This is a genomic window from Vreelandella neptunia (assembly GCF_034479615.1).
GTDB lineage: Bacteria > Pseudomonadota > Gammaproteobacteria > Pseudomonadales > Halomonadaceae > Vreelandella > Vreelandella neptunia.
In genome coordinates this window covers 4,568,020-4,593,228 of the sequence record NZ_CP140255.1, presented here as the reverse complement: position 1 = coordinate 4,593,228, position 25,209 = coordinate 4,568,020, and the positions used below count along the sequence as shown (strand labels likewise).

Annotated in this window: 22 protein-coding genes and 1 pseudogene; 12 read left to right on the top strand and 11 right to left on the bottom strand. The window is 53.9% G+C overall.

The window, feature by feature from the left end:
* Nucleotides 1–13: 13 nt before the first annotated feature.
* The 3 genes from SR894_RS21185 to SR894_RS21175 form a co-directional block, all read right to left on the bottom strand.
* Nucleotides 14–1,516 (bottom strand): methyl-accepting chemotaxis protein, encoded by a 1,503-nt coding sequence (locus SR894_RS21185; RefSeq protein WP_133733606.1) that lies wholly within the window; start codon nucleotides 1,514–1,516, stop codon nucleotides 14–16.
* A gap of 277 nt (nucleotides 1,517–1,793) precedes the next feature.
* Nucleotides 1,794–2,210, bottom strand: coding sequence for a PaaI family thioesterase (locus SR894_RS21180; protein ID WP_133733605.1), 417 nt, complete (start codon nucleotides 2,208–2,210; stop codon nucleotides 1,794–1,796).
* A 67-nt stretch (nucleotides 2,211–2,277) separates the two neighbouring features.
* Nucleotides 2,278–4,452 (bottom strand): malate synthase G, encoded by a 2,175-nt coding sequence (locus SR894_RS21175; protein WP_133733604.1) that lies wholly within the window; start codon nucleotides 4,450–4,452, stop codon nucleotides 2,278–2,280.
* A 217-nt stretch (nucleotides 4,453–4,669) separates the two neighbouring features.
* On the opposite strand from SR894_RS21175, the gene SR894_RS21170 reads away from it, so the two are divergent.
* Together SR894_RS21170 and SR894_RS21165 are read left to right on the top strand one after the other, a co-directional pair.
* The gene (locus SR894_RS21170; RefSeq protein ID WP_223288414.1) at nucleotides 4,670–5,650 is read left to right on the top strand and encodes an alpha/beta hydrolase; all 981 of its coding nucleotides are present in this window, start codon (nucleotides 4,670–4,672) and stop codon (nucleotides 5,648–5,650) included.
* A gap of 23 nt (nucleotides 5,651–5,673) precedes the next feature.
* Nucleotides 5,674–6,246 carry an NADPH-dependent FMN reductase gene (locus SR894_RS21165; protein WP_227406176.1) on the top strand — a complete coding sequence of 191 codons (573 nt, stop codon included), beginning with the start codon at nucleotides 5,674–5,676 and terminating at the stop codon, nucleotides 6,244–6,246.
* A gap of 112 nt (nucleotides 6,247–6,358) precedes the next feature.
* Here the strand turns inward: SR894_RS21165 and SR894_RS21160 are convergent, their stop codons facing one another.
* Nucleotides 6,359–6,619 carry a HigA family addiction module antitoxin gene (locus SR894_RS21160; RefSeq protein WP_159177722.1) on the bottom strand — a complete coding sequence of 87 codons (261 nt, stop codon included), beginning with the start codon at nucleotides 6,617–6,619 and terminating at the stop codon, nucleotides 6,359–6,361.
* Between the two features lie 41 nt (nucleotides 6,620–6,660).
* Nucleotides 6,661–7,323, bottom strand: a pseudogene (locus SR894_RS21155) (ATP-binding protein); the annotation flags it as partial.
* Between the two features lie 141 nt (nucleotides 7,324–7,464).
* Here SR894_RS21155 and SR894_RS21150 point away from each other — a divergent pair.
* From SR894_RS21150 to SR894_RS21135, 5 genes are all read left to right on the top strand, one after another.
* Nucleotides 7,465–8,145, top strand: a complete 681-nt coding sequence (locus tag SR894_RS21150) for a TnsA endonuclease N-terminal domain-containing protein (RefSeq protein WP_223288415.1) — start codon at nucleotides 7,465–7,467, stop codon at nucleotides 8,143–8,145.
* A complete protein-coding gene (locus SR894_RS21145) occupies nucleotides 8,138–10,066 on the top strand; it encodes a Mu transposase C-terminal domain-containing protein (protein WP_223288416.1) in 1,929 nt (642 codons plus the stop codon). The genes SR894_RS21150 and SR894_RS21145 overlap by 8 nt, the downstream gene beginning before the upstream one ends.
* The gene (locus SR894_RS21140; protein WP_083007654.1) at nucleotides 10,063–10,947 is read left to right on the top strand and encodes a TniB family NTP-binding protein; all 885 of its coding nucleotides are present in this window, start codon (nucleotides 10,063–10,065) and stop codon (nucleotides 10,945–10,947) included. The genes SR894_RS21145 and SR894_RS21140 overlap by 4 nt, the downstream gene beginning before the upstream one ends.
* On the top strand, nucleotides 10,947–12,035 hold the full coding sequence (locus tag SR894_RS23010) for a TniQ family protein (protein WP_223288417.1): 1,089 nt from the start codon (nucleotides 10,947–10,949) through the stop codon (nucleotides 12,033–12,035). The genes SR894_RS21140 and SR894_RS23010 overlap by 1 nt, the downstream gene beginning before the upstream one ends.
* A gap of 518 nt (nucleotides 12,036–12,553) precedes the next feature.
* Nucleotides 12,554–13,450 carry a hypothetical protein gene (locus tag SR894_RS21135; RefSeq protein WP_133733725.1) on the top strand — a complete coding sequence of 299 codons (897 nt, stop codon included), beginning with the start codon at nucleotides 12,554–12,556 and terminating at the stop codon, nucleotides 13,448–13,450.
* Between the two features lie 87 nt (nucleotides 13,451–13,537).
* On the opposite strand, the gene SR894_RS21130 is transcribed toward SR894_RS21135, so the two are convergent.
* Genes SR894_RS21130 through SR894_RS21120 form a run of 3 tightly spaced genes read right to left on the bottom strand, consistent with a single transcriptional unit; the run spans nucleotide 13,538 to nucleotide 15,470 of the window.
* On the bottom strand, nucleotides 13,538–14,299 hold the full coding sequence (locus SR894_RS21130; protein ID WP_133733726.1) for a hypothetical protein: 762 nt from the start codon (nucleotides 14,297–14,299) through the stop codon (nucleotides 13,538–13,540).
* A 15-nt stretch (nucleotides 14,300–14,314) separates the two neighbouring features.
* A complete protein-coding gene (locus SR894_RS21125; protein WP_094584646.1) occupies nucleotides 14,315–15,049 on the bottom strand; it encodes a HupE/UreJ family protein in 735 nt (244 codons plus the stop codon).
* Between the two features lie 55 nt (nucleotides 15,050–15,104).
* Nucleotides 15,105–15,470, bottom strand: a complete 366-nt coding sequence (locus SR894_RS21120; protein WP_035561818.1) for a hypothetical protein — start codon at nucleotides 15,468–15,470, stop codon at nucleotides 15,105–15,107.
* Between the two features lie 129 nt (nucleotides 15,471–15,599).
* Here SR894_RS21120 and SR894_RS21115 point away from each other — a divergent pair, with 129 nt between their 5' ends.
* Nucleotides 15,600–15,875 carry a metal-sensing transcriptional repressor gene (locus tag SR894_RS21115; RefSeq protein ID WP_035561815.1) on the top strand — a complete coding sequence of 92 codons (276 nt, stop codon included), beginning with the start codon at nucleotides 15,600–15,602 and terminating at the stop codon, nucleotides 15,873–15,875.
* A gap of 35 nt (nucleotides 15,876–15,910) precedes the next feature.
* Nucleotides 15,911–17,281: an MFS transporter gene (locus SR894_RS21110; protein WP_133733727.1), complete on the top strand. Its 1,371-nt coding sequence runs from the start codon at nucleotides 15,911–15,913 to the stop codon at nucleotides 17,279–17,281.
* 1,186 nt (nucleotides 17,282–18,467) lie between these two features.
* Here the strand turns inward: SR894_RS21110 and SR894_RS21100 are convergent.
* The 3 genes from SR894_RS21100 to SR894_RS21090 form a co-directional block, all read right to left on the bottom strand.
* The gene (locus SR894_RS21100; RefSeq protein ID WP_275951311.1) at nucleotides 18,468–20,393 is read right to left on the bottom strand and encodes a bifunctional DedA family/phosphatase PAP2 family protein; all 1,926 of its coding nucleotides are present in this window, start codon (nucleotides 20,391–20,393) and stop codon (nucleotides 18,468–18,470) included.
* Between the two features lie 114 nt (nucleotides 20,394–20,507).
* Nucleotides 20,508–21,920 carry an ATP-binding protein gene (locus tag SR894_RS21095; RefSeq protein ID WP_223288418.1) on the bottom strand — a complete coding sequence of 471 codons (1,413 nt, stop codon included), beginning with the start codon at nucleotides 21,918–21,920 and terminating at the stop codon, nucleotides 20,508–20,510.
* The gene (locus SR894_RS21090; RefSeq protein WP_133733757.1) at nucleotides 21,917–22,579 is read right to left on the bottom strand and encodes a response regulator; all 663 of its coding nucleotides are present in this window, start codon (nucleotides 22,577–22,579) and stop codon (nucleotides 21,917–21,919) included. The genes SR894_RS21095 and SR894_RS21090 overlap by 4 nt, the downstream gene beginning before the upstream one ends.
* A gap of 294 nt (nucleotides 22,580–22,873) precedes the next feature.
* On the opposite strand from SR894_RS21090, the gene SR894_RS21085 reads away from it, so the two are divergent.
* From SR894_RS21085 to SR894_RS21075, 3 genes are all read left to right on the top strand, one after another.
* On the top strand, nucleotides 22,874–24,067 hold the full coding sequence (locus SR894_RS21085; protein WP_223288419.1) for a glycosyltransferase family 9 protein: 1,194 nt from the start codon (nucleotides 22,874–22,876) through the stop codon (nucleotides 24,065–24,067).
* A 74-nt stretch (nucleotides 24,068–24,141) separates the two neighbouring features.
* Nucleotides 24,142–24,519, top strand: a complete 378-nt coding sequence (locus tag SR894_RS21080; protein ID WP_244286636.1) for a diacylglycerol kinase — start codon at nucleotides 24,142–24,144, stop codon at nucleotides 24,517–24,519.
* Complete coding sequence (locus SR894_RS21075) at nucleotides 24,501–25,187, top strand: phosphatase PAP2 family protein (protein ID WP_133733751.1); 687 nt, start codon at nucleotides 24,501–24,503, stop codon at nucleotides 25,185–25,187. The genes SR894_RS21080 and SR894_RS21075 overlap by 19 nt, the downstream gene beginning before the upstream one ends.
* The last annotated feature ends 22 nt before the right edge of the window (nucleotides 25,188–25,209 follow it).

Below are 25,209 nucleotides of genomic sequence, written 5' to 3'. Positions count from 1 at the left end.
GCCAATTAAGGCGTCAAACTGTGGGTGAGGCAATCAGCATTGGCTTCTCGGCGGTAGACGAAGAGAGCGGCAGTGTGAACCCACTGACGGCGTTCATCATCTTATCAGCGGTGACCGATAGTTGTTCTGCCATGCTGTGGGAGTTTTCAACCGCCGCACGGGAGAGCTCCAGGGCATTGTAAATTTCGTTAACGCTTTGCTCGAGCTCTTCAACGCCTTGATGCTGCTGGCTAATTGCGCTTTCAGAATTGTTTAAACGCATGGCGACCTGCTCAAAGCTTTGAATAAGTGACCGAGTCGTCTCCGCAATGGTGGAAGTTTGTTTAACCCCTAGCAACACTTGGTCGGTGGTGGCCGCAATGGTATGGCGGATCTGAGTAGCAGTTGTTTGGGTATTTTTCGACAAGTTACGCACTTCGTTGGCAACCACGGCGAAGCCACGGCCGTGTTCACCAGCTCTTGCTGCTTCAACGGATGCGTTTAATGCGAGAAGGTTGGTTTGAAATGTGATGTTATCAATTTCGCCAAGCATCTCCTGGATAGCTTTGGAGTGCTTATCAAGTAGCCGCATCATTTCACCCATTTCCTCGACTTGCTTACCGTTTTGTCGAGCAATTTTCTCAGCATCGTTGGCCAGTTGACGTATATGTTGAGATTCTTTGGCGGTTTCCCGAGTCGAGGCTGCGAGTTCCGTCGTGCTAGTGGATATGCGCTCGGTTTGACTGCTGTTACGGGACGTTTGAGTGCGTAGTTGCTCTTGAGCAACAAAAAGCTGCTGACTGTAGTCCATAACGTGGCTTGCTGCGGTTTGTGTTTTTCGCAGGCTATCCGCTACCTGGTCGCGCATTTCTACGATTGCCGAGACTGCGGGCAACTGCTGTTCTTTTCTGCTGAAGGCAACGTCCAAGTTTCCGCTACCGGCGGCAATGGCAAAGCGAGTGACGTGAAGCCCTTCTTGCACCATGCTTTCCAGCACTTTTGCCAAATAGCCAAGAATAACGACTTGGACAACCACGGCGCCGCCGTGCATAAGTAAGCAATACAGTAAATCGACAGGGCTGTGGGTTATCGCCCCCTCTTCCATGACATGCATGTCACCCATGCTCACGTAAAGCTGAACGAGCCCCTGATACTGAAGCCAGGTAAAAAGAGCATGGTGAAGTGCTATGACCAAACCACCAAAAGCAATAACTCGCCAGTCGCTATAAAGGATTAAAACAGAGAGCAAGATAAAGATGCCAAAGTGTGCTTCGATCATGCCGCCACTTTGTTCGATCAATACGGCCGACCAGACCATCATCACAGCGGCTTTGATGAACCCGTTAGCAATGTGGCCTGGTAATTTATGCTGGAGAATATAGGTAAGCGGTAGAGTGGCAGCACTTACCACCGCTACTAGCATCAGCGTTTGGGTAAAAAAGCTAATCACCAAGCATAATAAAGCGACAAACCCTAGTGGCCACCACATGAGCCTGTCGGTACGCGCAATATGGTTCGAGAAAGAGGCGTCTGGCATTATTATATTTTCCTTGCTTTGCAGCGGAAAGGAGTTGCTAGGGGGAATGCCCTATCGACATTTTTTAAAATAACTTTATGGAATTTTGCTAAATATAAGCAGTCTTTTCTATAGTTAGCACTTTCGCCGTAAGATTAATGGAGTTTTTATTCTTTGAGTAGTTAGTTAACAATTCTTCACTATTTGTTTTTGCTTATATTTTGATATAAGGATCACTAATGGATCATCCTCGTTTAGCTGGCTATTCACATTTGGGTGAGGTAGATCCCGTCAAGGCTTAGGCTTTCTTTGGTAGCGCATAGCTAGCGGTGACATGGACGACTGGGTGTACTTCATCACTGACCGAGAAAATCTGCACTTCTCCGACCGCTAAACGTCGACCAAGCTTGATCAATTTGGCGTGGGCGATAATATCGTGATCGCCGGAGGCGGCACGCAGGAAGTGGCAGTTTAGGTCGCTGGTCACTGCCATCGGTTCGGGGCCGATCTGCGCCAGAATCGCAACGTAGAGTGCAACATCTGCAAAGCCCATCATGGTAGGGCCGGAAACCCGGGGGCCGGGGCGCAGATGCTCATGACCGATTTTAAGGCGCATGGTGGCAGTCATCTCACCTACGCTCTCTATCTTGCCCATCCGCTGGGGAAAGACTTCATCCAGAAAGTTTTCGATTTGCTCGGCAGTCATTACGGTCATTATTGTTTTCCTTTATAAAAAAGCCCCGAGGCATAAACCTCGAGGCTGATTACACCATAAAACGAATTTACTTCGCTTTATGCACCTGACGCCACTCGTGCAGCAGCGGCTCAGTGTAGCCGGAAGGCTGCACGCGGCCTTTGAAGATCAGGTCAGAGGCGGCTTTGAAGGCAGTAGAACCTTCAAAATCGGCGCTCATGGCGGTGTAAGTAGGGTCGCCAGCGTTCTGCTCATCGACCACCTTGGCCATGCGCTTGAGCGTTTCTTCCACCCGCGGTGCATCGACAATGCCGTGGAGCAGCCAGTTGGCAATGTGCTGGCTGGAGATACGCAGCGTGGCGCGGTCTTCCATCAGGCCCACGTTGTGGATGTCCGGCACTTTTGAACAGCCCACGCCGTGCTCTACCCAGCGCACTACGTAGCCGAGAATACCCTGGCAGTTGTTATCCAACTCCTGCTGCTTCTCTTCATCCGACCAGTTGGCGTTTTCCGCCACCGGCACGGTGAGCAGGTCATCCAGGTAATCGGGCTCGCCCAACGCTTCCAGCTCGCGCTGAACGTCGGTGACGTTGACCTGATGGTAGTGCAGCGCGTGCAGCGCAGCAGCGGTAGGTGAAGGTACCCAAGCGGTGTTGGCACCCGCTTTCGGATGGCCGATTTTCTGCTCTAGCATGTTGTGCATCAGGTCTGGCATGGCCCACATGCCTTTACCGATTTGCGCACGACCACGCAGACCGCAGGCAAGACCCACTTGCACGTTGCTCTTCTCGTAGGCCTGAATCCAAGCGGCGCCCTTCATATCACCTTTGCGTACCATGGGGCCCGCTTCCATGGCGGTATGCATTTCGTCGCCGGTACGGTCAAGGAAGCCGGTGTTGATAAACGCCACCCGTGAAGCCGCTTCAGCGATACACGCCTTGAGGTTGACGGTGGTGCGGCGCTCTTCGTCCATGATGCCCATTTTCAGGGTGTCACGGTTCATGCCCAAAATGTCTTCGACACGACCAAACAGTTCGTTGGCGAAGGCGACCTCTTTAGGGCCGTGCATCTTCGGCTTAACGATGTAAACCGAACCGGTGCGGGAGTTGCGCGGCTGGTCGGCGTCTTTCTTCAGGTCGTGCAGCGCGAGCAGTGAAGTGACCACCGCATCAAGGATACCTTCCGGTAGCTCGTTGCCGTTCTCATCCAAAATCGCCGGTGTGGTCATTAGGTGACCCACATTACGCACGAACATCAGCGAACGGCCGGGTAGGGTTACGCTGCTGCCATCGGTGGTTTGCCAAGTGCGGTCAGCGTTAAGCTTGCGGGTAAACGTCTTGCCGCCTTTTTCGATCTTCTCTTCCAGATCGCCCTTCATCAGGCCCAGCCAGTTGCTGTAAACACCGACCTTGTCTTCTGAATCCACAGCCGCTACGGAGTCTTCACAGTCCATGATGGCGGTCAGTGCAGCTTCCACCACGACATCTTTAACGCCTGCCGGATCGGTTTTGCCGATGGAATCGCTGGGATCAATCTGGATTTCCAGGTGCAGGCCGTTGTTGCCCAGCAGAATCGCGTCGGGTTTAGCCGCTTCACCGGTAAAACCGATCAGCTTGCCGGAATCCTTAAGGCCCGTCTCACGACCGCCTTCCAGCGACACCACCAGGTGCTCATCACGAATGGCGTATTTCACCGCATCACGGTGCGAGCCAGTGGCCAGCGGGGCTGCGCGGTCAAGCACGCCACGGGCGTAGGCAATTACTTTGGCACCACGTTTCGGGTTGAAGCTGGTGCCTTTTTCCGCGCCATCCTCTTCAGAAATCGCATCGGTGCCGTACAGGGCGTCGTAAAGGCTGCCCCAGCGCGCGTTAGCCGCATTCAGCGCATAGCGTGCGTTGCTCACCGGCACAACCAGCTGCGGGCCTGCCTGAACGGCTACTTCACGGTCAACGTTGGCTGTGGTCGCTTTGACGTTAGCCGGTGCTTCTGCCAAGTAGCCGACCTCTTTCAGGAAGCGGCGGTATCCCGGCATATCGGTGACCGGGCCGGGGTTTTCACGGTGCCACGCATCAAGTTTCTCTTGCAGCGTGTCGCGCTCTTCCAGCAATTGACGGTTTTTAGGTGTCAGATCATGAAACAGGGCATCCACACCGGCCCAAAAGGCGTTTTCATCAACACCTGTTCCCGGTAGCGCCTGCTCATTTATAAAACGATCTAAATCGGCTGCCACTTGTAAACGGTGGCGCGTGATACGCTCGCTCATGGGGTTTCTCCTGTGAGGATGCCCGTGGGGAATGTGTTGGCCACGGTCAGAGTAAAATGTATTTATGGAAAATAATTCCACACCTGCTCGGGCATGTAAACAGCGTAGACCCTAATGCGGTAAAATGCTCGACCAAATGACTAGGTATTAGGTTTTGGGAACGCGGCTCATCACCCGCGTCTAGGCCAACGGAAAATGGCGTTATGGAGAAACAACGATGCGTGATTTCCAACATCTGGAAGGCTTGTTTCGCCACGCCTCGGGCGATACCGCCCTTAGCCGCCTGTTGCCAGGAGAAGTATTGGCAGACGCCATGCAAGGCTATTTCCACCACTATGGCTTAGAAGCACTGCTGTTAGATACCAGTGAAGTGCATGCAGGCTTTATCGATACAGGGCGCTTCGCGCTGTGGTGCCAAGTGTGGAGCCCTCCGCAGCCGGTGGGCACTGCCTTTGTGGTACATGGCTATTTCGATCATATGGGGCTATATCGCCATTTGCTTGAACGCCTGCTGGCTAAGGGCTGGCGAGTGGTGCTGTGGGATCTTCCCGGCCACGGCCTTTCCAGCGGTGCGCGGGCGGCAATAGAAGATTTCGATGATTATCAGCACTGCCTGGCCCATTTGCAGATGACCCTAAAGAGCCAGGGCATGGCGCCTGAGCCGTGGTTAGGCGTGGGCCAGAGTACCGGTGGGGCGATTTTGGCTACCGATGCACTCACCCGCCGTGAGGCTTCCGGTTGGTCGGGGTTGGTGCTGTTGGCGCCCCTGGTGCGGCCTTGGGGATGGAGCCAAACCAGTTGGCTGCACTTGATTGCCAGCCCGTTTGTAAAAGAGTTGCCGCGTAAATATCGCCCCAACTCTACCGACGAGCAGTTCACCGAGTTTCTACGTGAGGGTGACCCGCTGCAGCCAGAGCGCTTGAGCGTTGCCTGGGTGAGCGCTATGCGCCGCTGGATGCCTCGTCTACTGGCCCAGGAGCCCAACCCGTTACCTACCCTGATACTCCAGGGCGAGCAGGATTTGACCGTCGACTGGGAGTGGAATTTGGCAATTCTGGCGAAGAAGTTTCCCAATGCCGAAATTCATCGCCATCCGGAAGCACGTCACCACTTGGTAAATGAGGCAGACCCCATCCGTGAAGTGCTGTTTGAAGCGCTGGATAATTTTGTAGATGGGTTTGGCGATGATCATCATTAACGTCATGTTAGAAGGAGAGCATTGTGTCAGCTTTAAAAGTACTGGTATTTGCGGGCAGTGCCCGAGAAGCGTCACTGAATAAGCAGCTAGCCAAGCTGGCCGCCAAGCGTATTGAGGCGCTTGGCGGGGAAGCAACATTTATCGATTTGAAGGATTACCCCTGCCCACTATTTGATGAGGATATCGAAGCCCAGGGCATGCCGGAGAATGTGCTGAAGCTGCGTGAGATTCTTGCGGATCACCAAGCAGTGATGATCGCCTCACCGGAGTACAACGGTTTTATCACCCCGCTGCTGAAAAACACTCTGGACTGGCTGTCACGACCCTACCAGGATACGCCGGGGCTCGGGTTGTTTGCCGGTAAGTGGGCAGCGCTGGTGGCGGCTTCCCCCGGTGGGCTAGGTGGCATCCGTGCGCTACCGCTGGGCCAGCAACTGTTAGCCAATCTGGGGCTGGTTGTGCTGCCACAGCCATTATCGCTGGCAAAAGCGGGCAGCGCCTTCAACGATAGTGGCGCGTTACACGATGAAACCACGGGGCAGAAGCTGGATGCGTTGTGCCAACGCCTAGTGGACTCACTCGCCGCCACTCGCTAATCGCCCAGTGGCTTTCGGGGGCTTACGCCCCCTTTAGCATCCGATCCAGCTGGCGGTAACCAATGGCCTCAATGTAAGTAAGGTTGCTCAAGTCGTTAAATGAGAGAATTGTTCATGCCACTTGGTGACGGCGGGCTTCCTCTAGGTCATAGGCGTTCTGCAAACGAAGCCAGTAACCTTCGCTCGTGCCGAAAATCTTTGCTAGACGTAAGTCAGTATCTGCCGTAATCGCTCGGCGGCCCAAGGTGATTTCACCAATGCGGGTCGCTGGGACGCCCATCTGCTTGGCCAGCGCATTTTTACTCAGCGCCATTGGCTGCATGAAATCTTCGTACAAAATTTCACCGGGATGGATATTAGGAAGTTTGGCCATTTTGTCACCTCCCTTTATGAGTGATCGTGTCTACTTCAATGCTAAGCACCTTTCAGCATTCGATCCAGCTGGCGGTAACCAATGGCCTCAATTAGATGCGGCTGGGTGGGCTTGGGTTCGCCCTGAAGGTCGGCCAGGGTCAGGGCTACGCGCAGTACGCGGTGGTAGGCGCGGGCGGAGAGCTTGAGCTTTTCCAGCACACCCGCCAGCCAAGCGCGCTCTTCATCGTTAAGCGCGCAGGCGGCCTCCAGGGCCTTGCCGCTGAGCTGGCTGTTTAGCGCGCCACGGGCCATTTGACGTTCTCGGGCTGCCATCACCCGCTCGCGCACGGCTTCTGACGACTCGCCTTGGGTTTGCGCGGTGAGCTGCTCTGGCGGCAGCGCGGGCACTTCCACTTGCAGATCGATACGGTCTAGCAGTGGCCCGGAAAGCCGTGCTTGATAACGCTGGATTTGGCTGGCGGTACACTGGCAGCGTTGGCGCGGGTCGCCTAAGTGGCCGCAGGGGCAGGGATTCATTGCGGCTACTAACTGAAATTGAGCAGGGTAGCGACGTTCATGACTGGCGCGGGCTAAATGGATCTCTCCTGTTTCTAGCGGCTGGCGCAAAACCTCTAGCACATGGCGGGAGAACTCCGGCAGTTCATCCAAAAACAGCACACCATGGTGAGCGAGAGAGATTTCACCGGGTTTGGGTTTTGAGCCGCTGTCATTTTCATCAATTAATGCGACTCTCAGCGCGTAATATCGGGCTAATATGGTAGTCTGTACAGGATTGAGTGCGACAGAATTAATAGCAATTACTGCGACAGGTCTCGTTTTATTCAACATTTGGTGCGACTGCTCATGCCACTGCCTACATCCGTTCGTAAAATCGGCCCTACCCGACGAAGTGTGTCTGGCTACTATGCCTTTCGCGGGGAGGAGTCTATTGCGTTCGAGTCGACGCTCGAACGTGATTTCCTCATAAAGGCTGACTTTGATGTGAGCGTCCTTGGTGTGATATCCCAGCCGTGCGAGATCCCGTTTCATCATCCAGTGACCGGTAGGCGTTACACCTACACGCCGGATTATTTGGTTTATTACCGACTCGGTAACCGTCATTACAAGGACTACCCGAAACCTCTCCTGGTAGAGGTCAAACCACGGGAAAAGTGGCTAGAACATTGGCGTGAATGGTCACCTAAATGGAAGGCGGCTATGCGGCATGCCAACAATGAGGGCTGGGCGTTTCGCATTCATGATGAAAGCCGCATTCGTGATAAGACCTTGGACAACATTACCTTCCTAGCGCGCTACAAGCGGATGGTGTTTCCCTCTGTCGAAAGTCAGGCAGTGCTCAATACGGTGAGGGAGATGCGGGTGGCGACCTTGGATTACCTGCTTTCTCGGCACTTCATGGGCGATATTTACCGGGCAGAGGGGATTGCGCATTTATGGCATCTGCTGGCGACCCGGCAGCTAGATTGCGATATGGCTCAATCCTTCAGTCCTCTATCGGAGGTATGGGTACCCGATCATGAATAATCATCGTGGCAACACAACTGAACCCAATAGCGGCGTCGCCCAAACACGCCAACACTTGCAGATCATGGTGGGTGAGCAGGTTCAGAAAGATGGCACCGTTTACCGAATTTCCCAGGTGCTCGATTTTGAGACGGTCATTGGTATTGCCGTTGAGTCTGGGCGTAGTTGCCCGCTTCGCATCAAAGAACTAGTGCCTCTCAATAGCGGGTCTGTACCCCCTGAGCTGGATATGTCCGAGATTGGGGATGCCGATTGGCGGGAGGCCGAGCATCGCTTTTCCATCATTAAGCCCTTGGTGGATCGCCATACGGTTGGGCGAGATGCAGCTGAGGAGCGTGCGAAACAAACGGGGGTTGATACGGCTACGATCTACCGTTGGTTGAAGCGGTATAAAGCGACGGGCTCGGTGCTCGCATTGATTCCTCAAAAGCCAGGGTGGAAGAAGGGGAAGTCGCGTATACCCGCGCATGCAGAGGCGGTGATTCAGGAAGTTATCAAAGAGGTTTATTTGACGCTGCAGCGTCCCTCAGCACAAAAGGCGGTACAGGAGGTCATGCGGCGTTGCCATGAGCGGCGCATTGATCCGCCGAGCCCTGGTACCGTTCGTGCTCGTCTGCGTGACATCCCAGAGCGTGATCGGTTGCGTGGCCATGGCTTTAGAGAAAAAGCGATTAATAAGTTTCAGCCGGCTGCCGGGAAGTTTCCCAATGCGGACTATCCGTTAGCCGTTATGCAGATTGACCACACGCCTGCCGATATTATTTTGGTCGATGACGTGTATCGCAAACCGATTGGCCGTCCATGGATTACGTTGGCCATGGACGTGTGTACTCGCATGGTCACGGGGTACTACTTATCGTTTGATCCACCCTCTGAAACATCCGTAGGCATGTGTGTGGCGCAATCCATGCTTCCGAAAGATGAGTGGTTGCTGCTGCATAACGTGGAGGCTGAGTGGCCGGTATGGGGCACACCCGCCACGATTCATGTCGATAACGGCCCAGATTTTCGCTCTGAGACGTTTAGGCGCTCATGCCTAGCCTATGGGATCAACCTTGAGTTTCGGCCTGTTAAGCAGCCTCGTTATGGTGGCCATATTGAGCGGGTGCTGGGCTCTCTTCTCAAAGAAATCCATAACCTGCCTGGGACGACTTTCTCCTCCATTAAAGAGAAAGAGGGGTACGATCCAGAGAAACACGCGGCCATGACGAAAAGTGAGTTTGAAGAGTGGCTGGTGACGTTGATTTGCAAGGTTTACCACCAGCGCCTTCATTCTGGAATTGGCATGTCCCCGATGAAGAAGTGGGAAATCGGTGTGTTTGGCAATGCTGACGTGCAGGGGGTTGGATTAGCCCCCAGGCCTGCTGATAGGCTCTCGGTATTGCTCGACTTTTTGCCCAGCTTTCAGCGCACGATCCAGACCTTTGGTGTGACCATCGATGGCATGAACTATTACGATGAGGCGCTAAGGCCGTGGATCAATGCCAAAGATCCAGACACGCCAGACAAGAAACGAACCTTTGTATTCCGGCGCGATCCTCGCGACATTAGCGTTATTTGGTTCAAAGACCCGGACCTCGGGCACTATTTTCGCATTCCCTTTGCCAATCTTGCCCTCCCCTCGATGAGTGTTTGGGAGTATGCCCAAGCTAAGGCACGCCTTCGCCAGGAAGGCAGGAACTCGGTGAATGAGTCTGAAATTCTACGCGCTATTAGTGAGCTGCGAACCCATGTGGAGGAGTCGCAGGCGCGCACCAAGCGAAGCCGCCGCCAGGCGCAACGTCGCAAAGAGCATGAGAAGAAGGTGACGCCTGCAGATCCTCTGTTAAATGCGCCCTCAACCGCGGCCCCTCAAGAGTCACCCGCTAAAGGAAACGGTCTTTTAACGGGTGATATCGATGTGAACTGGGACATAGCATGAGCACACACCTTCATCCTGACCTCCGTCACGTCTTGGGGCTGTCCGCTAAAGAGCGGATGGAGTTTATGGATCAACCGCGATGGTTGGGCTATCCATTGGCCAACCGTGTTATTGAGGTTATGCGCGGGTTGATGGAGAAGCCCAGTCGTCCTCGTATGCCCAATCTTTTGATCGTGGGTGACTCTAATAACGGGAAGACCACCATCGTTCAGCGTTTTCATAAGCAGTATGGTGAAGGCTACGTTAATGAAGACGTAGAGCCGGTGAAGCCGGTTGTCGTCACTCAGGCCCCACCGAGTGCCGATGAGAAAAGTCTGTATATCGCGGTACTAGAGAGTTTCTGGGCTCCCTATCGACCTACTGATCCGGTTCCCAAGCTGCGCTACCAGGTGATTCATCAACTGCGTGCTTGCCATACGCGCCTGCTGATCATTGATGAGTTTCACTCACTGCTAACCGGTGGTGCCGTCAAGCAGCGAGAAACGATGAATGCCATTAAGCTCCTGTGCAATGAGTTAATGATTCCCATCGTTGGCGTGGGCACGCAGGATGCCGTGCGGGTGCTGCATTCAGACCCGCAGCATGCGAGTCGCTTTGATGTGGTCGCGTTACCCAAGTGGGAGCTCAATCAGGAGTTTCAGAAGCTGCTCGCTGGCTTTGAGAAGATCCTGCCGCTCAAACACCCCTCCCAGTTACATGAGCCACAATTGGCTACCCAGCTTCACGCGATCTCTGGCGGTAATTTTGGTGACCTTCACCGGCTGCTGATTGAGTGTGCCAATGCCGCTATTCTGTCCGGGGCTGAGCGTATCGATGAGAAAATTATTCAGAGTAAATCGTGGGTGCGACCAACCCGTGGCATTAGGGAAGTGATGCTGTAATGCCCTGGGCGCTGAGTGTGCCTCTGTTGCCTGAGGAATCCCTTTCTTCATGGCTGGTACGGGCGGCGTTGAGACAGGGATGTGATCCTTTGTCGCTCACTGGGGCTATTTGGCCAACATGGCGTATATGGATAAGGGATATTGATAGGGAAATTCCCCTCGTAAGAATGCGCCCATTAGTCAATGCGTCGGGGATCTCTTCCGCTGAGTTTCAGAAGGCTGGGATGCGGGACGATTGTGAGAAAGTGGCCGGTTACTCATTACCGGAAACGCGGACTTGGCCCTGGTTGTTAGCACTCGGCAGCCGAAATCGAACCCGCCATGGGGGGCAGCAGGTATGTGCATTGTGCTTGGCAGAGGACTTGACCCCGTACTTGCGCCGACACTGGCGATTCGCTTGGCACATTGGGTGCCGCTTTCATGGGGTGCAACTGATAGATGAGTGCCCAGCATGTAAGGCCCCGATAGAGCCCCATCGCCTGTCAGCGGAAGATCAACATTTAGCTCAGTGCAGCCGGTGTCATGACGATTTTAGGAAGGCGGTGTGCACGTCGTATTTACCTGAAGCGTTCAGTTTCCAAGTGATGGCGGATCGTGTTTTAAAATCGGATAACGTGACGTTTAGGCAGGCCTCTATCGCACCCGCCGATTGGTTTTCTATGGTGACCTTCTTTCTTAGCGTTGTACGGCGTGCAAGTCGGAGGCCTGCGTCACCCCTTGGTGATGCGCTTCTGTCATTGGGCGTTTCGGTTACGGATAGCCGGATGCCTTTGTCTGGCTTAGCGTTTGAGCTGTTGCCTGTCAGCGAGCGTCGTGCTTTATTAGCGCCGGTTGAGCGGTTAGTGAGCATAGGCGTTGAAGAAACGTTCAATGCGTTGGTCGCGTTCAATGTGAAAACGAGCGCGCTTCATGATCCCCGAAAGTCACCCCCCGTTGTGCTGTTGCCAATGTTGTCACGATTATCTCATCACCCTCATGGGCCACATCGCCGCCGCGCTCAACCGGATCATCGCCCTACGTCGGAACGTGCTGTTAGAGCCTCTTGGGCGCGTTTAAAACGAAGAATGAAAGCGGAGCCACCCTCTTGAAGCAACACCAAACGGTAGACTGCGATGAGTGTGGCCGGGAAGTCTCCAAGTTGTGGCGACGCCATAAGGGCCATGGGTATTGCTCAACCTGCTATGCTCGTGTGTTTAAGCGGCGGATGTGCCCACGATGTGGTGAGTTAGCCCGTCTGCCAAAGAATGACCCAGAAGCCGTCTGCCGCCAGTGTGACGTTGACAAACCGTGTGCGCGATGTGGAAAAGCCAGTTCAGACTATAACATCGGCAAGGTCACTCCCTACGGCCCTGTCTGTATCGCTTGCGCTCCCTATTTCAAAGAACCTGAGCCCTGCGAGGCGTGTGGGAAGTCCTCTCAACGTCTTACCCGAGTGACGCGTATGGGGCATGACCATCGCTTATGTCCACGCTGTGCGACGGCAGATCACGGTACCTGCTCTGCGTGTCGTCGACATCGCTTATTGGTGGTGGCACCCAACGGGGATGCGTTGTGCAAAGTCTGTTATGAGCAAGGGGAAATTGCCTGCCCATCGTGTGGTAATTCCATGCCAGCGGGTCGAGGCGTTGCCTGTGAGCTCTGCTATTGGACGCGAACATGTCGTAAGCGGATCATCATTGGCCAAGCTGGTATCAGTGCCAAAGCGTTAAGTGACGCATTTGGGGAATTCGGTGAATGGCTAATTCGTACCACGGGACCGCATAAGGCTGCCCTCAAGATCAATCATTTCTTCTCGTTCTTCCTTGAGATCGACCAGGCATGGTCACGGATACCGAGCTATTCGGAGTTGCTCCATCACTTTGGGGCGGAGGGGTTGCGGCGTGTAAGACTTCCCATGCGATGGTTGCATGAAGAGCAAGGGGTAGAGCCGGATCACCAAGCAAAGCGGATCGACTCAGAGAAAAGACGTATTCAAGCGTGTCTCAGTTCTATGCCGTCCGCTTCGCTATCAGACCAAGTGCTGCAAGCCTATTGGCTGCAATTGGAAACCCGTATAGAGGCGGGCACAACGTCCCACACCTCCGCACGACTTGCACTAAGCGCGGCAGCCGCATTGTTACTCAATACTGACCGAGAGGGACAGCGGCTACCTAACCAGGGCGATGTGGACAGTTACTTGAGTGCGGTGCCCGGACAAGCAGCCTCGGTGACGGGGTTTACCAATTTCTTAAATCGCCAGCATGCCACCACACTGACCCCTAGGGTGGATGAGAAACGGGCAAGAAAACGGCGAAAAGAAAAGTTGGCTCGCACCATGATTCAAATGGCTAAGTGTACTGATCAAGGGGAGGAGTGGAAGGAACGATGGATCGTCACTGCCATGGAATACTTTCATGACAAGAAAGTATCTAAAAAAGCACTCCGTCAACAGACCATAGAGCATTCAGGAGACGGGGTTCGGGTTAGCATGGAGGGCGTGAGCTACTGGATGCCTATTGTATAAGAGTAAAACGTTAGCTCTGCTGTTTGTCGTTAGGTGCGCTATGGGGGCCGCCCCGGCCTTTTGGCCGGAGCGGTTCAGTTAAGGGAATCAAAGCATACCTTTTAGCTCCCCGTAGTCTCCTCCAACACGCAAGACCACGGTCACGTCGTTGTCATTGCGGTTACGGAAGAACCAGCCGTGGTTGCCGGTGAAAGCAGCTTCCAGCTCTCCCTCATCTTCGGGTACGCCACGCCCCTTCTCGTAGCTGATGGAGTTCCCATTGCCATCGCCGTGGGTGTCAAAATTAAGTGGCCCGCCGTCGGACGCCCAAGCGAATGTCGCGACAGCACCTTCTTCCATCGTTAGCTTATACTCGGTACCTTCACCTGGTGTGAGTGTGAAGGTCACCTCATCGCCCCATGCCGCAGTTTCTTCAGTTGCCTGGGAAGGTGTCTCCTCAGCGGCAGGAGCGTCAGCAAGCGCTACGTTTGCTTCAGTCTGCACCATCTCTTGGTCTTCTGGTAACGAAGCGGCTACCTGCTCCGTCTCTACGTCTGAAGTTGGCGCAGCAGTAGCGGTTGCAGTCGAAGGTTGGCTATCACTAACGGCCTCTTGGGGTGCAGCGGGTTCAGAAGCCTGTTGGGCACTGGCTTGGTCGAGCTCGGCTTCCTCAGCCAACTGGGTCTTGATTTCTCCCATCTCAGTCAGCCCCAACAAGCGCCCAGCGCCGGTCGGGTCAATGGCATACTCAGCAGGTAGCACGACGCTGATCAGCAAAGCGACGGCAATAACGACTGCCATCAACGTAGAGCGAAGTAACTTACCCGTTGACGGCAGTTCGGCACGGGTTGGAAGATCAGTGTTATACATTGGGGACTCCTTCAATTAGGCAATGAAATAGCCGGTCAGTTGATAACCTACCAGCATAAAACCAGCACACATCATGGCGACGTTGGCGGTATAGGCGTGGCGTAAGAAGCCCGTAGTGCGTCGCCAGAAGCCCATCACAATGAGAATGGCGCTCAATGCCAGTAGCTGGCCGATCTCTACGCCTATGTTGAATGCCAGGAGGTTAGGGACGAGACCATCGGGCGAGATATCGTACTCAATGATCTTGCTCGAAAGGCCAAAACCATGAAACAGACCAAACACCAACGTGGCTACCTTGGTGTTGGGCTGAAAGCCGAGCCAGCGCTGATACGCACCGATGTTATCGAGCGCCTTGTAGATAACGGATAGCCCAATGATGGCATCGATCAGATAGCTATTGATGCCAATATTGAAGTAGACCCCGAGCAGCATGGTCGTCGAGTGACCGATGGCAAAGAGGCTGACGTAAATAGCGATATGCTGCATTCGGTAGAGGAAAAAGATGACCCCTAACAAAAACAGGATGTGGTCATACCCCGTTACCATGTGCTTGGCACCGAGATACATAAACGAGATCAGATTAACGCCATAGATCTCTTGGATGTAGCCCTTGTCACCCTCAGCAACCGCGTGAGCAAAGGCTTCGCCACTGGCACCCAGCAGCATGAACAACAGTGTTAGAAAGGCTAAGGCGTGGCGTCTTGCCATCATAGGCAAGCCGAGCGCACCCCTTACTTGGGATGGAAACATGCAACCTCCACGGGTCTGTCATTAGTGTTGGCCATCGGATGGATGGCCCCAGTCATCAAGCGACGACTGGCCGTGGAGGGCGCTCCAAGCGGTAGACACGACGCAGGGGAAAAGCGCGTCGTTCGCCTAGCCGCATGGCATGACGAACGTTTGGTGCGATGGCAATGTTCGCCCCCAAGCGATCCGCTTGTTCGTGGAAGTGACTGCCGCTCTCATGAGAGAGGTGTCGACCGTCATCGTGTTCATGCCCATGGGTATGCCCATGGCCCTTCTGAACACTCTCATGGTGAGATGACTCAACGCCAACCATGCTCATTGCGCCATGCGCACTCGCTTCGCCCACACTGGTAAGCACCAGGCTAGGCAAAAACAGCAGTAGCAGGGTCAGATAGCCAAGACGGTGGCGCAGCCGATTGAGCATTTAGAGCAACCAAGACAAAAAATTGACGATAAAAAATGTAGATAACAATTTGCTTACGCTGTAGCTCCGCATAGCACCAATAGATTATCATCCCCTCCAGGGGGATAGGAATAGAATAAGGGAAAGAAAATGACAATACATACACACCAGTCACATCCCGATATCATCAAGCGCTTAAACCGGGCTCGGGGACACCTTTCGAGCGTGACGCAGATGATAGAGGATGGTCGCCACTGTCTGGACATTGCCCAGCAGCTTCATGCGGTTGAGAAAGCTATTCAACAGGCCAAACGTGCCTTGGTTTTAGATCATATCGATCACTGCCTAGAAGATGCCTTGGGCTCTCAGGATCAAACGCAGCGGGCGCGGACTGAAGAGTTCAAGGCCATTGCCCGCTACCTGTAAATGCATCTAAGCCCCCCTCACTTGAGGAACGCTCTATGCTCGATGTACTCGCCCATCGCGTCTATCGCCATCTCTTTTTCGCTCAGGTCATTGCACTGATTGGCACCGGTCTGACCACCGTTGCCCTAGCGTTACTGGCTCATGATCTTGCTGGGGGGCAGGCGGGTGTCGTACTAGGCACAGCGCTGGCGATTAAGATGGTCGCCTACGTGGGCATTGCTCCACTGGTGGGTGCTTACGCCTCACGCCTACCTCGACGCACGTTGTTGGTTAGCCTCGACTTGCTGCGAGCAGCCGTGGTTTGCGCACTGCCTTTTGTTACCGAAGTGTGGCAAATCTATGTGCTGATCTTTCTACTCAATGCTTGCTCAGCAGGCTTCACTCCCGTTTTCCAGGCGACAATACCGGACATCCTAGAAGACGAAGAGCAATACACACGAGCATTATCCCTGTCACGCCTTGCCTACGATTTAGAGAATCTTCTTAGCCCGATGGTGGCCGCGGCATTGCTGATGGCGATGAGCTTTGATGTCCTGTTTGTACTCAACGCCCTGGCGTTCGTGATCTCTGCCTCACTGGTTATATCGGTGATGTTACCTGAGCCACAACCACTAGAGGAAATTCCCGGTGTTTGGCGTCGCGTTTCTCACGGCATACGGATTTATCTAAAAACACCTCGCCTTCGCGGTCTGTTGGCGTTGAACTTGGCGGTCTCAGCCGCCGGAGCGATGCAGATCGTCAATACGGTAGTGCTTGTTCGCTCTATGTTGGGGCTTGGCGAGAAAGAAGTAGCTTTGGCCTTTGCGGCCGCAGGTGGGGGCTCCATGCTGGTGGCCGTACTGCTACCTAAGGTACTGGATCGATTGCCTGAACGACCAGTCATGCTGTTGGGTGGCGTTATCATGGCGCTCAGTCTCTACTTGGGCTGGCTAGGCCCATCGTTTGCGGGACTTGTCGGGCTATGGTTGCTACTGGGTGCAGGCGCTTCGATGGTCATGACCCCTACAGGGCGCTTGCTCAAGCGTTCGTGCCAGACGGAGGATCGTCCAGCGCTATTTGCTGCCCAATTCTCGTTGTCACACGGTTGCTGGTTGATCACCTATCCGTTGGCAGGATGGTTAGGGCTGAATATAGGAATGACCGGAACGTTCGCAATGCTCGGAACCGTGGCTTTAACAGCGACGGGGCTTGCTGCGGTTGCTTGGCCTCGTCGAGACCCAAGAGAGATTGCGCATGAGCACTCGCCTATAAGTCATAGCCATCTTCACTATCACGATGAACATCATCAACACGAGCATGAAGGGTGGGAGGGGCCGGAACCTCATAGCCATCCCCACCATCATCCCAGAAATGTGCATCGGCACATATTTGTCATTGATAACCACCATACACGATGGCCTTCGTGAAACATTAAGGCTGACAAGTTAATAGATGCCTATTAGGTTAAATCACTACGGGTGATGCCTACTTTACTGAAGGCATTCACCCCAGAAGCTTCGCAGGGAACATTTTCCTTCTTGGGCTTAAGGTGCTTGAACGTATCGGCGATCCCTGGGCAGTGGCCAGCCAATTACTCAGCTATCTTGCTGCTGGTGTGGTGTTACCCCCACGTCATACTGACCACTAGACCGTTGGGCGTGCGATTACTAAGCGTAAGGCGTGCGTTTTGGCGCTGGGCCAACTCCGAGACAATCGATAAACCCAATCCGCTGCCGGTGGTGCCCTGGCAAGAAGCGCCTAAAGCGCTCAGTGACTTTATCCAAAAGTGCCTCGGGGAGTCCGGAGGACGAGCAAACGCACATCAGCGACTTATACATTTGGTCGATTGGCCCCAATATCCACGCGGCGATTGTCGCGCTCGTCTCACACAGCCCAGAATCGCCTGATATTTACCGGCAGCGCATTCAAGCTCGATGCCCGTCGTTAGTACACATTACAGTCGAACCCCAGCTGTCTCACTGATCCAAAGAAAACTGACAACGGGATGAGTTAACCCTTTGAGCGATGTGAGCCAAAACCTGAAGGCTCAGATTGAGGAGTAGCCCGTTCGAATTATGGCGTTGCGGCATGTCTTTTGTCGGGTCGGCGACATCAATGTGACCGGCACCTATCTGAGCAACAATCCGGTCGAGTCGTTGCACGATGGGCTGACCCACCTTCATATTCAAACGTACCGCCGACCGCCGCCACACTGTCGGAGTGGCGCTTTCCAAGCGCCGAATGCTCAGCGGAGACAGTCTTGGCGTCGCGTCTGATAGGCTCCCGGCGGTGTATCCCTATCATAAAAGTCACCTCCTCCGGATCAAGGGCTTGGCGCTGCTTGCGTAGGCGTCTGGCAAGCCGGACAAGGTACTTGTGCTCGGTGTTCATGTTGGCTCCAATCAGGGCAGTTGCGATCTATTTCTGCGTCCATACGATGATCGGGATGCAACAAGCTGCCTTCGACCCGCGCCATATAGTGGATTTCATGACGAGATTTTTCATGTCGCTAACATCACCCGATTGCGCTCCTGATTTTTGGATACATACAGAGTCGGCGGGTTATACAATTATAGTCTTTCACGATTTAATAGGGTGGTCATTTCAGTCCTCTCACCCCGCCGAATCGGCTGGTGCCAGCAGCACAGGCTGGCCATCTTCCCTCCTGCGCAGTGTGCCCGTCAGCCGGAGATCGTGCCGAGAGGGATAGGCAACCTCATGTACCACTGGCAAATTGATCATGCCGACAGCGCGACGAATGACTTCGGTTTCCACGCTCCCGAGTAGGATCGGCGTCTGCCTGCCGGTGTAGGAAAGCGCCGTGTTCGACTTCCAGAGGCGCAGGACCTCGCGACTCTTGCCGTCCTGTGCGGGCCGCACCATGGTCAATACCGAAAACTGGCCATCCTGCAGTCGAGGGATCACCGGCAGCGCCTCGGCTGAGACTGCCGGATCGAGATAGCGTGGCAGGGTCTGCAAGGTGAGGCCATCGGCGCGGGCCCAGCCAGCAGTGCTCGCAGCTGCCTCGAAGGCAGTAGAGGTTCCCGTCCATTGCAGCGAGAAGGGTTCTTCCGTTTCACCTACCAAGTCGGTTCTACGCACCGGGAGGGTTTGCCAGTCTGCGGTAAGCCAGGCATCGCGGGAAATGACCTGCACAGGTGTCGGGGGCGGCGTGTACATGGCCACGGCCTGCGGCAGAGCGCGCCATGAGTGCCAGGCTCCAAATCCGAGGAAAACGAATAAGGCCAGCGCGATCGCCATACCTGGCCGGGCCTTGCGTAGGTCTACGCGACGAAAGGCCAGCGCAAAGCATAGCGTAAGCCCAGTTCCCAGCAGCATGCCGCCGACGACATCCGATGGCCAGTGGGCCGAGAGATACAGGCGCGAGGCGGCGATGATGCCCACGACCGCGGCGAAGGCCATGGGCATCACCCTGCGCCAAGGTTGTGGTAAGCCGAACCAAGCAAACCAGGTAAGCAGTCCCATCAGCGTCGCGGCCCCCGTGGCGTGGCCGCTCGGGAAGCCGAAGACCTGGGCGCCCTCGTAAAGTGCCTGCGGACGCGGTATCGCCAGTCCCGCCTTGAGGAGCGTGGCAAGTCCTGAGGCAATGGCGATGCTCAGTACAACCCCTAGGGCGAGGTGCCACTGCCTGCGCAGCAGTAGCCAGCAAGTGACCGCTGCAGACGAAGCGATGATGACATAAGCGTCACCGAAGCCGGTGAGGAAGGCGACGATTTTATCGCCCGGTTCGGTACGCAGGTGGCTAAGGGCTAGGCTAATCGATTGATCGGCGACCGCCAGCCCGCTCCGCTCGGCCACCTCTTGAGCCAGAGTCGCCAAAGCGGCGGCAACAAAGGCTAGCGGGACACCAATCAGGATGAGCGGTTGTAGGTCATGCGAGGGCGCGAGAAGTGACATTGCCAAAGTGCTGACACGACCCTCGCCACTTTTCCGCAATCGCCCGATAAGCCGCAAACGCAGAGCCTCAAGGGCTGGCACGCCCCTGGTCAGCATCAGACGAATCAACAACACAATGGCGAAGCCAGCTCCGAAGATGATGCCGACAAGCACCACCAAACGCATGCTTGCATGCCCTACCAAGCTGAGCCCGAGGCCAGCCACTGCACCGGGGAGGATGTGAGCAGGAGCCCATATGATTGCTGAAGTAATATTTGCCGCCAGAAAGCGAACAGGGGCCATGCCCGACACTCCTGCCATGACGGGTATCACTGCTCGCACGCCCGGCGTAAAACGAGCGATCAGGATACTCTTGCCGCCATGGCGGGCGAAAAAGGCGTTGCTGGTATGGATGAGGTTTGGCCGCCCCCTTAGCGGCCATGCCGTAGTAATACCATCGCGCCAATGATGACCGACCCAAAAGGACAGCCCATCTCCTGCGATTGCCCCAAGGGTCGTGGCGATCAGAATTGGCCATAGCGCAAGATGCCCGAGACCAATGGCGGCACCCAAGGCAACTAGCAAGGCGGTTCCGGGAACGAGGGCACCGATAACGATGATCGATTCCGAAGCCGCGAGCATGAAAGCCGCAATGACCGCAACCCACTGGTGTTGTTCGAGATACGTCGTCAGCGATGCCATCATTTCCGTGAGCCACATGTCTTTTCCCTTGTCTTGAAGTGATCGAGTCGGAGCTTACGATGCACAGGCATACACACGCTCCCACCTCACGCTAACCTCAAGCCCACTAGGTACACGGTTGGTGAGGGTAAGAATGGCTTGTTGGCGCTGGACTAACTCCGAGACAATCGATAAACCCAATCCACTGCCGGTGGTGCCCTGGCCAGACGCGCGCCTAAAGCGCTCAGTGACTTTATCCAAAAGTGCCTCGGGGAGTCCGGGGCCCGTGTCTCTCACCGTGAGTTGAGGCAAGCCCTCCCAAAGCGCTAACTCTACCTCTACCTGACCGCCTTCTGACGTATAGCGCAAGGCGTTATCCAATAAGTTACGAAACAGAATCCCCACCTCGATTTCGTCGGCGCGGACCTCCAGCCGGGTTAAGCCTGTTAGCCTCAAGTGCTGATCTCGCTCTTCAGCGAGTGGCCACAGCTCAGCTACTAGTTCAGCAATAATAGGATAAAGATCGATAGTGGCCGATGAGGTTGTGGCCACTTGATCCAATCGAGCCAAAATAAGCAGTTGTTCTACCACCCGCTGAAGCCGTTCCACACCTATATAAGCCTTTTGTAATGATTGCTCTCCTCCCGCCTGCGCGTTATCTAGGTGAATCCTCAGTGCTGCTAAAGGGGTGCGTAATTCATGTGCCGCATCCGCAGTGAAGCGCCGCTCGCGCTCTAACGTGGCTTTCAACCGGGCGATAAAGTCGTTTAGCGATTGACGTAATCCATTAAGCTCTTGAGGAACAGGATTATCGATTTCACTTAGGTCGCGGGCAGAGCGGCCTTGCACCTGACTAGAAAGCGCTTGGATAGGGGCAATCCCCCGCCGGATAATACGGCTCATCAGCCAAAGAAGAAGAGGTAGCAAAAAAAGCATCGGCAATAAATTATTCCAGGTGATGCGCTCGACTACTTCATCATGAAACGAACCTCGCAGCCCCATGCTGATCCAGGTATCGGTGGTAATATCGAACATGCTGAAAACCCGCCAACGATGACCATCGTAACTTTCCCAGCGAAATCCCTCCTCTAAAGGAGCGGGAAAAGGCCCTGCAGCATTCCATTTGCCCCCTAACAGCCTGGGTGAGCCATCTGCATTCCAAAAACCCAGCACTAATTTCAGCTCTTCCTCGTGGTAAAGCTTGGGACCTGATTCAGAACGACTCAAGGGCACTGCGATACCGTCACGATATAGCTGTGTCGGGTGTCCAGGAAGGCCCATGCGCGAAGCGAGGCGAGCATAGTCGTCAATGGTCGCGTTTGGATCGAGCTGGCCAGCCACGATCCGGCTATGCAGACTGAGCTGGGTATCGAGAATTTCTTCCAGCTCGTGATCTGTAATTAAGTAAGCCGCGGTAACCGCCACGCCCCCAGCGATAACCATGGTAATGGCTAGCGTGCGAAGTAGATAATGCCGTATGGATCTCATTGAGCCTGGCTATCCAGACGGTAGCCAATCCCGCGCACGTTAATAATCAGGTGCTTTTCAAGCTTTTTACGCAGATGATGAATGTGAACCTCCACCGCATTGGACTCTACCTCGTCGCCCCAGCCATAAAGCAAATTTTCTAAACGAGGACGAGAGAGAACCCTGTCCGGGTGTCTTGCTAGCTCTAACAATAAGGCATACTCCCGACGGCCCAACTTGACGTCTTTGCCCCGCCAACTCACCGCATGGCGAGCCTCATCAATACTCAGTGCACCCAGCGTCAATAGTTGCGAGGCACGCCCCTCAGCACGGCGCATTACGACACGCAAGCGGGCGAGTAGCTCCTGCAAATTGAAAGGCTTGAGCACATAGTCATCCGCCCCCGCATCTAAGCCGCCAATACGATCTTCCATCGCATCGCGGGCCGTCAAAATCAGAATAGGCACAGTAGATTGCTGTCGGAGTAAATGCAGTACCTGGATACCGTCCATATCGGGCAGTCCAAGATCTAAAATAATCACACTGAAGGACTCACTGCCGATAGCGCTGATTGCTTCGCGGCCAAGCATAAACCAATCGACCGCGTAGCTCTCGCGCTCAAGCGCCGTTTTAATGCCATCCCCAAGCAAGGGGTCATCTTCTATTAGTAGTGCGCGCATGCTGATCCCCTCAATCGACAAACCGCTATCTTGGCTACCAAAACTTAAGCTTTTCTTAAATAGGGTAACTTACTTCCCAAAAAGCAGACTCATCTGAATTCAATCAGCAAGCCTAACACTCTATTTTTGCGAATCTCTTACGCGGCTTAACTCTTCCTTAAGTTATTTAGGCTCAAGCTGCCTCTTTCGCCATGGGCAAAGCCAAAGCAGCGCTCTCAATGGCGGTCATTTTGAATCTGGTCTGTCGCTACCGTGGGCAGGTCATTTTCTATTAACAGAACAGAGCGCCAGAGTATGCACTTACTAACACTGATTAGAACAAACTATTATTTAAAAATAATGGCCCGTTTTTTAGAAAAAAGAATGAAGCGATTTTTACTCGGAGGTATACGGTATATCGTCAAAGCGCCTGCACCAGAAACCATTAATAACCTTGTGGGCATAGAAAAAATTCTCATTATTCGCCCCAATTTTCGTCTGGGCAACGCGCTAATCAGTACCCCTGTCATCGATGCTTTTCGTGAACGTTTTCCTTCCGCGCGCATAGATTATTTAGCGACGGATAAAACATGGCCACTGTTGCAGCAACGTCCTGTTGATCATTTTCATTTACTGTCGAGAACCGCCATTCTCCGTCCTTGGCAGTGTTTGACACTATTACGACGCTTACGGGCACAACGCTATGACCTAGCGGTACAAGTGAGCGGAGGATCAACGAGCGGTTTTATCGTGACCCGGTTAATAGGAGCACGGTACAGCATGGGTTCAGGTAAAGGTCACCAGCGCTGGTACAACATTGAGGCGGAAGGTAAGTCATCACATGCCTATGATGCCATCGTCAATTTGACACGCCCGCTCGGCGTTGCTTGCCGTAACCGGCCATTGCTCCAGCTAACAGAGCAGGAACGCAATCAGGCAATGACGAAAATACAGCAGCTAGTCAGCCTTCATAGCGATCATCCATCAGATACAGACTTTATTGCGATCTTCGTAGGCGGGCATCAAAACAAACGTTGGCCGTTGGCATTTTGGCTAATGCTCATCGATGCCATGGAAGCCTGCAAAATACGTTATGTCGTTTTCCTTGGACCGGAGGAGTTTAGGCTTCTAGCCCCTATTGAGCAGCGTTTGATGTCATCACTGTATGGCAGCTTATGCCCGCCGCTTCCTATCCGTCACTTTGCCGCTGTTCTAGGGCGAGCGCGGTTACTCGTGACACCAGACTCCGGGCCTATGCACTTAGCGGCAGCACTCGATGTCGCCACTATTTCCCTAGTACGCCAGAAAAAATCACTCGCCTTCGTACCACGAGAAGCCTATGACACTATTCTGTGGCGCCCAGAGATCAGCACGGTAATAGACGCTATCCACGCTAATCTTGACGGACAAAACGCAACCGCTCCCGTTCAATCGGCCTCGGCAACAAACCAACCAACACAGTGGGTTAGAACACCACCCAGCGCTGCCCCTTTGCATTCTAGCTACTGAATTAAAGCGCATAACTGTTCGTTAAGTTTTGCGCTTTACAGTGACCCTACTGTTACGTTATCGAGAGTACTGTCTTGCCTATTTCAACGACGTCAAAACCTAATGGCACGGGTGTCAAACGCATCTTCCGCGCTTCTATTAATGCAGTATCGGGTTTAAAAGCTTGCTGGATACATGAGTCTGCCTTTAGACAAGAGGTGATGCTGTGCCTCGTCCTCTACCCTTTTATACTTTTTGTTAATGCCACTTCCGTAGAAAAAGCATTGCTGTTTTCTTCACTCACCCTTGTAGTGATAGTGGAACTCATTAACTCCGCCATCGAAAGCACCATTGACCGTATTGGACTAGAACATAACGAACTTAGCGGGCGTGCTAAAGACATGGGGGCTGCCGCCGTCATGATGACCATTCTTATGATGATGGGTGTGTGGCTATGCGTGCTGCTCTACTAAATGTATTCAAACCCGTAGCATCCGCATGGCTTTTATTTCTAATCGCCATGTCGGTCTTCAGTATTTTAAACATAGATTTTACGATAACGGACGTTATATATCGCTTTCAAGGTAATGCCTGGGCGTGGAAAGATACCTTGATTACCCAAGATGTTCTTCACACAGGCGGTAAATGGCTAAGCTTAGCGATGGGTTTAGTCACACTCCTCCTTTTGATACTAAGCACCGTGGTAACTCGTCTTAAAGCGTATCGCACGCCGCTTTTATATCTTTTTTCCGCAACGCTTCTTTCAACGCTGCTTGTCGCAACGATTAAACACCTTGTGAACATGGAATGCCCTTGGGATTTAGTTCGCTATGGTGGTGAACGAGACTTTATTGGCTTGCTCAATACACGCCCTTCCTCAATGCCAGCATCCGCCTGCTTTCCCGCCGGGCATGCCAGCGCAGGCTATACGTGGATAGCCCTCTACTTCTTTTTTGCCGCCATACGGCCCCATTGGCGATGGGCAGGGCTTTCGCTGGGTTTAGGGCTTGGCCTTACGTTTGGGATCACTCAACAGTTCCGCGGGGCGCACTTTCTCTCCCACGACCTCTGGACAGTCATGATTTGTTGGACCGTAAGCTTTGTCCTTTCAAGATTCTTATTCCACCCCAGCGTTCATTAATCTTTTCATACAGAGAGCCTTT

Bases quoted from the DNA above. Each gene is read 5' to 3' on its own strand.
- SR894_RS21180 (WP_133733605.1), bottom strand. From the start codon at position 2,210: ATGACCGTAATGACTGCCGAGCAAATCGAAAACTTTCTGGATGAAGTC.
- SR894_RS21150 (WP_223288415.1), top strand. From the start codon at position 7,465: ATGCCACTGCCTACATCCGTTCGTAAAATCGGCCCTACCCGACGAAGT.
- SR894_RS21090 (WP_133733757.1), bottom strand. From the start codon at position 22,579: ATGCGCGCACTACTAATAGAAGATGACCCCTTGCTTGGGGATGGCATT.
- SR894_RS21145 (WP_223288416.1), top strand. From the start codon at position 8,138: ATGAATAATCATCGTGGCAACACAACTGAACCCAATAGCGGCGTCGCC.
- SR894_RS21135 (WP_133733725.1), top strand. From the start codon at position 12,554: ATGCCAGCGGGTCGAGGCGTTGCCTGTGAGCTCTGCTATTGGACGCGA.
- SR894_RS21075 (WP_133733751.1), top strand. From the start codon at position 24,501: ATGCGTGCTGCTCTACTAAATGTATTCAAACCCGTAGCATCCGCATGG.
- SR894_RS21160 (WP_159177722.1), bottom strand. From the start codon at position 6,619: ATGGCCAAACTTCCTAATATCCATCCCGGTGAAATTTTGTACGAAGAT.
- SR894_RS21120 (WP_035561818.1), bottom strand. From the start codon at position 15,470: ATGCTCAATCGGCTGCGCCACCGTCTTGGCTATCTGACCCTGCTACTG.
- SR894_RS21130 (WP_133733726.1), bottom strand. From the start codon at position 14,299: ATGTATAACACTGATCTTCCAACCCGTGCCGAACTGCCGTCAACGGGT.
- SR894_RS21125 (WP_094584646.1), bottom strand. From the start codon at position 15,049: ATGTTTCCATCCCAAGTAAGGGGTGCGCTCGGCTTGCCTATGATGGCA.
- SR894_RS21100 (WP_275951311.1), bottom strand. From the start codon at position 20,393: ATGCTCGCGGCTTCGGAATCGATCATCGTTATCGGTGCCCTCGTTCCC.
- SR894_RS21140 (WP_083007654.1), top strand. From the start codon at position 10,063: ATGAGCACACACCTTCATCCTGACCTCCGTCACGTCTTGGGGCTGTCC.
- SR894_RS21110 (WP_133733727.1), top strand. From the start codon at position 15,911: ATGCTCGATGTACTCGCCCATCGCGTCTATCGCCATCTCTTTTTCGCT.
- SR894_RS21115 (WP_035561815.1), top strand. From the start codon at position 15,600: ATGACAATACATACACACCAGTCACATCCCGATATCATCAAGCGCTTA.
- SR894_RS23010 (WP_223288417.1), top strand. From the start codon at position 10,947: ATGCCCTGGGCGCTGAGTGTGCCTCTGTTGCCTGAGGAATCCCTTTCT.
- SR894_RS21185 (WP_133733606.1), bottom strand. From the start codon at position 1,516: ATGCCAGACGCCTCTTTCTCGAACCATATTGCGCGTACCGACAGGCTC.
- SR894_RS21170 (WP_223288414.1), top strand. From the start codon at position 4,670: ATGCGTGATTTCCAACATCTGGAAGGCTTGTTTCGCCACGCCTCGGGC.
- SR894_RS21095 (WP_223288418.1), bottom strand. From the start codon at position 21,920: ATGAGATCCATACGGCATTATCTACTTCGCACGCTAGCCATTACCATG.
- SR894_RS21175 (WP_133733604.1), bottom strand. From the start codon at position 4,452: ATGAGCGAGCGTATCACGCGCCACCGTTTACAAGTGGCAGCCGATTTA.
- SR894_RS21085 (WP_223288419.1), top strand. From the start codon at position 22,874: ATGCACTTACTAACACTGATTAGAACAAACTATTATTTAAAAATAATG.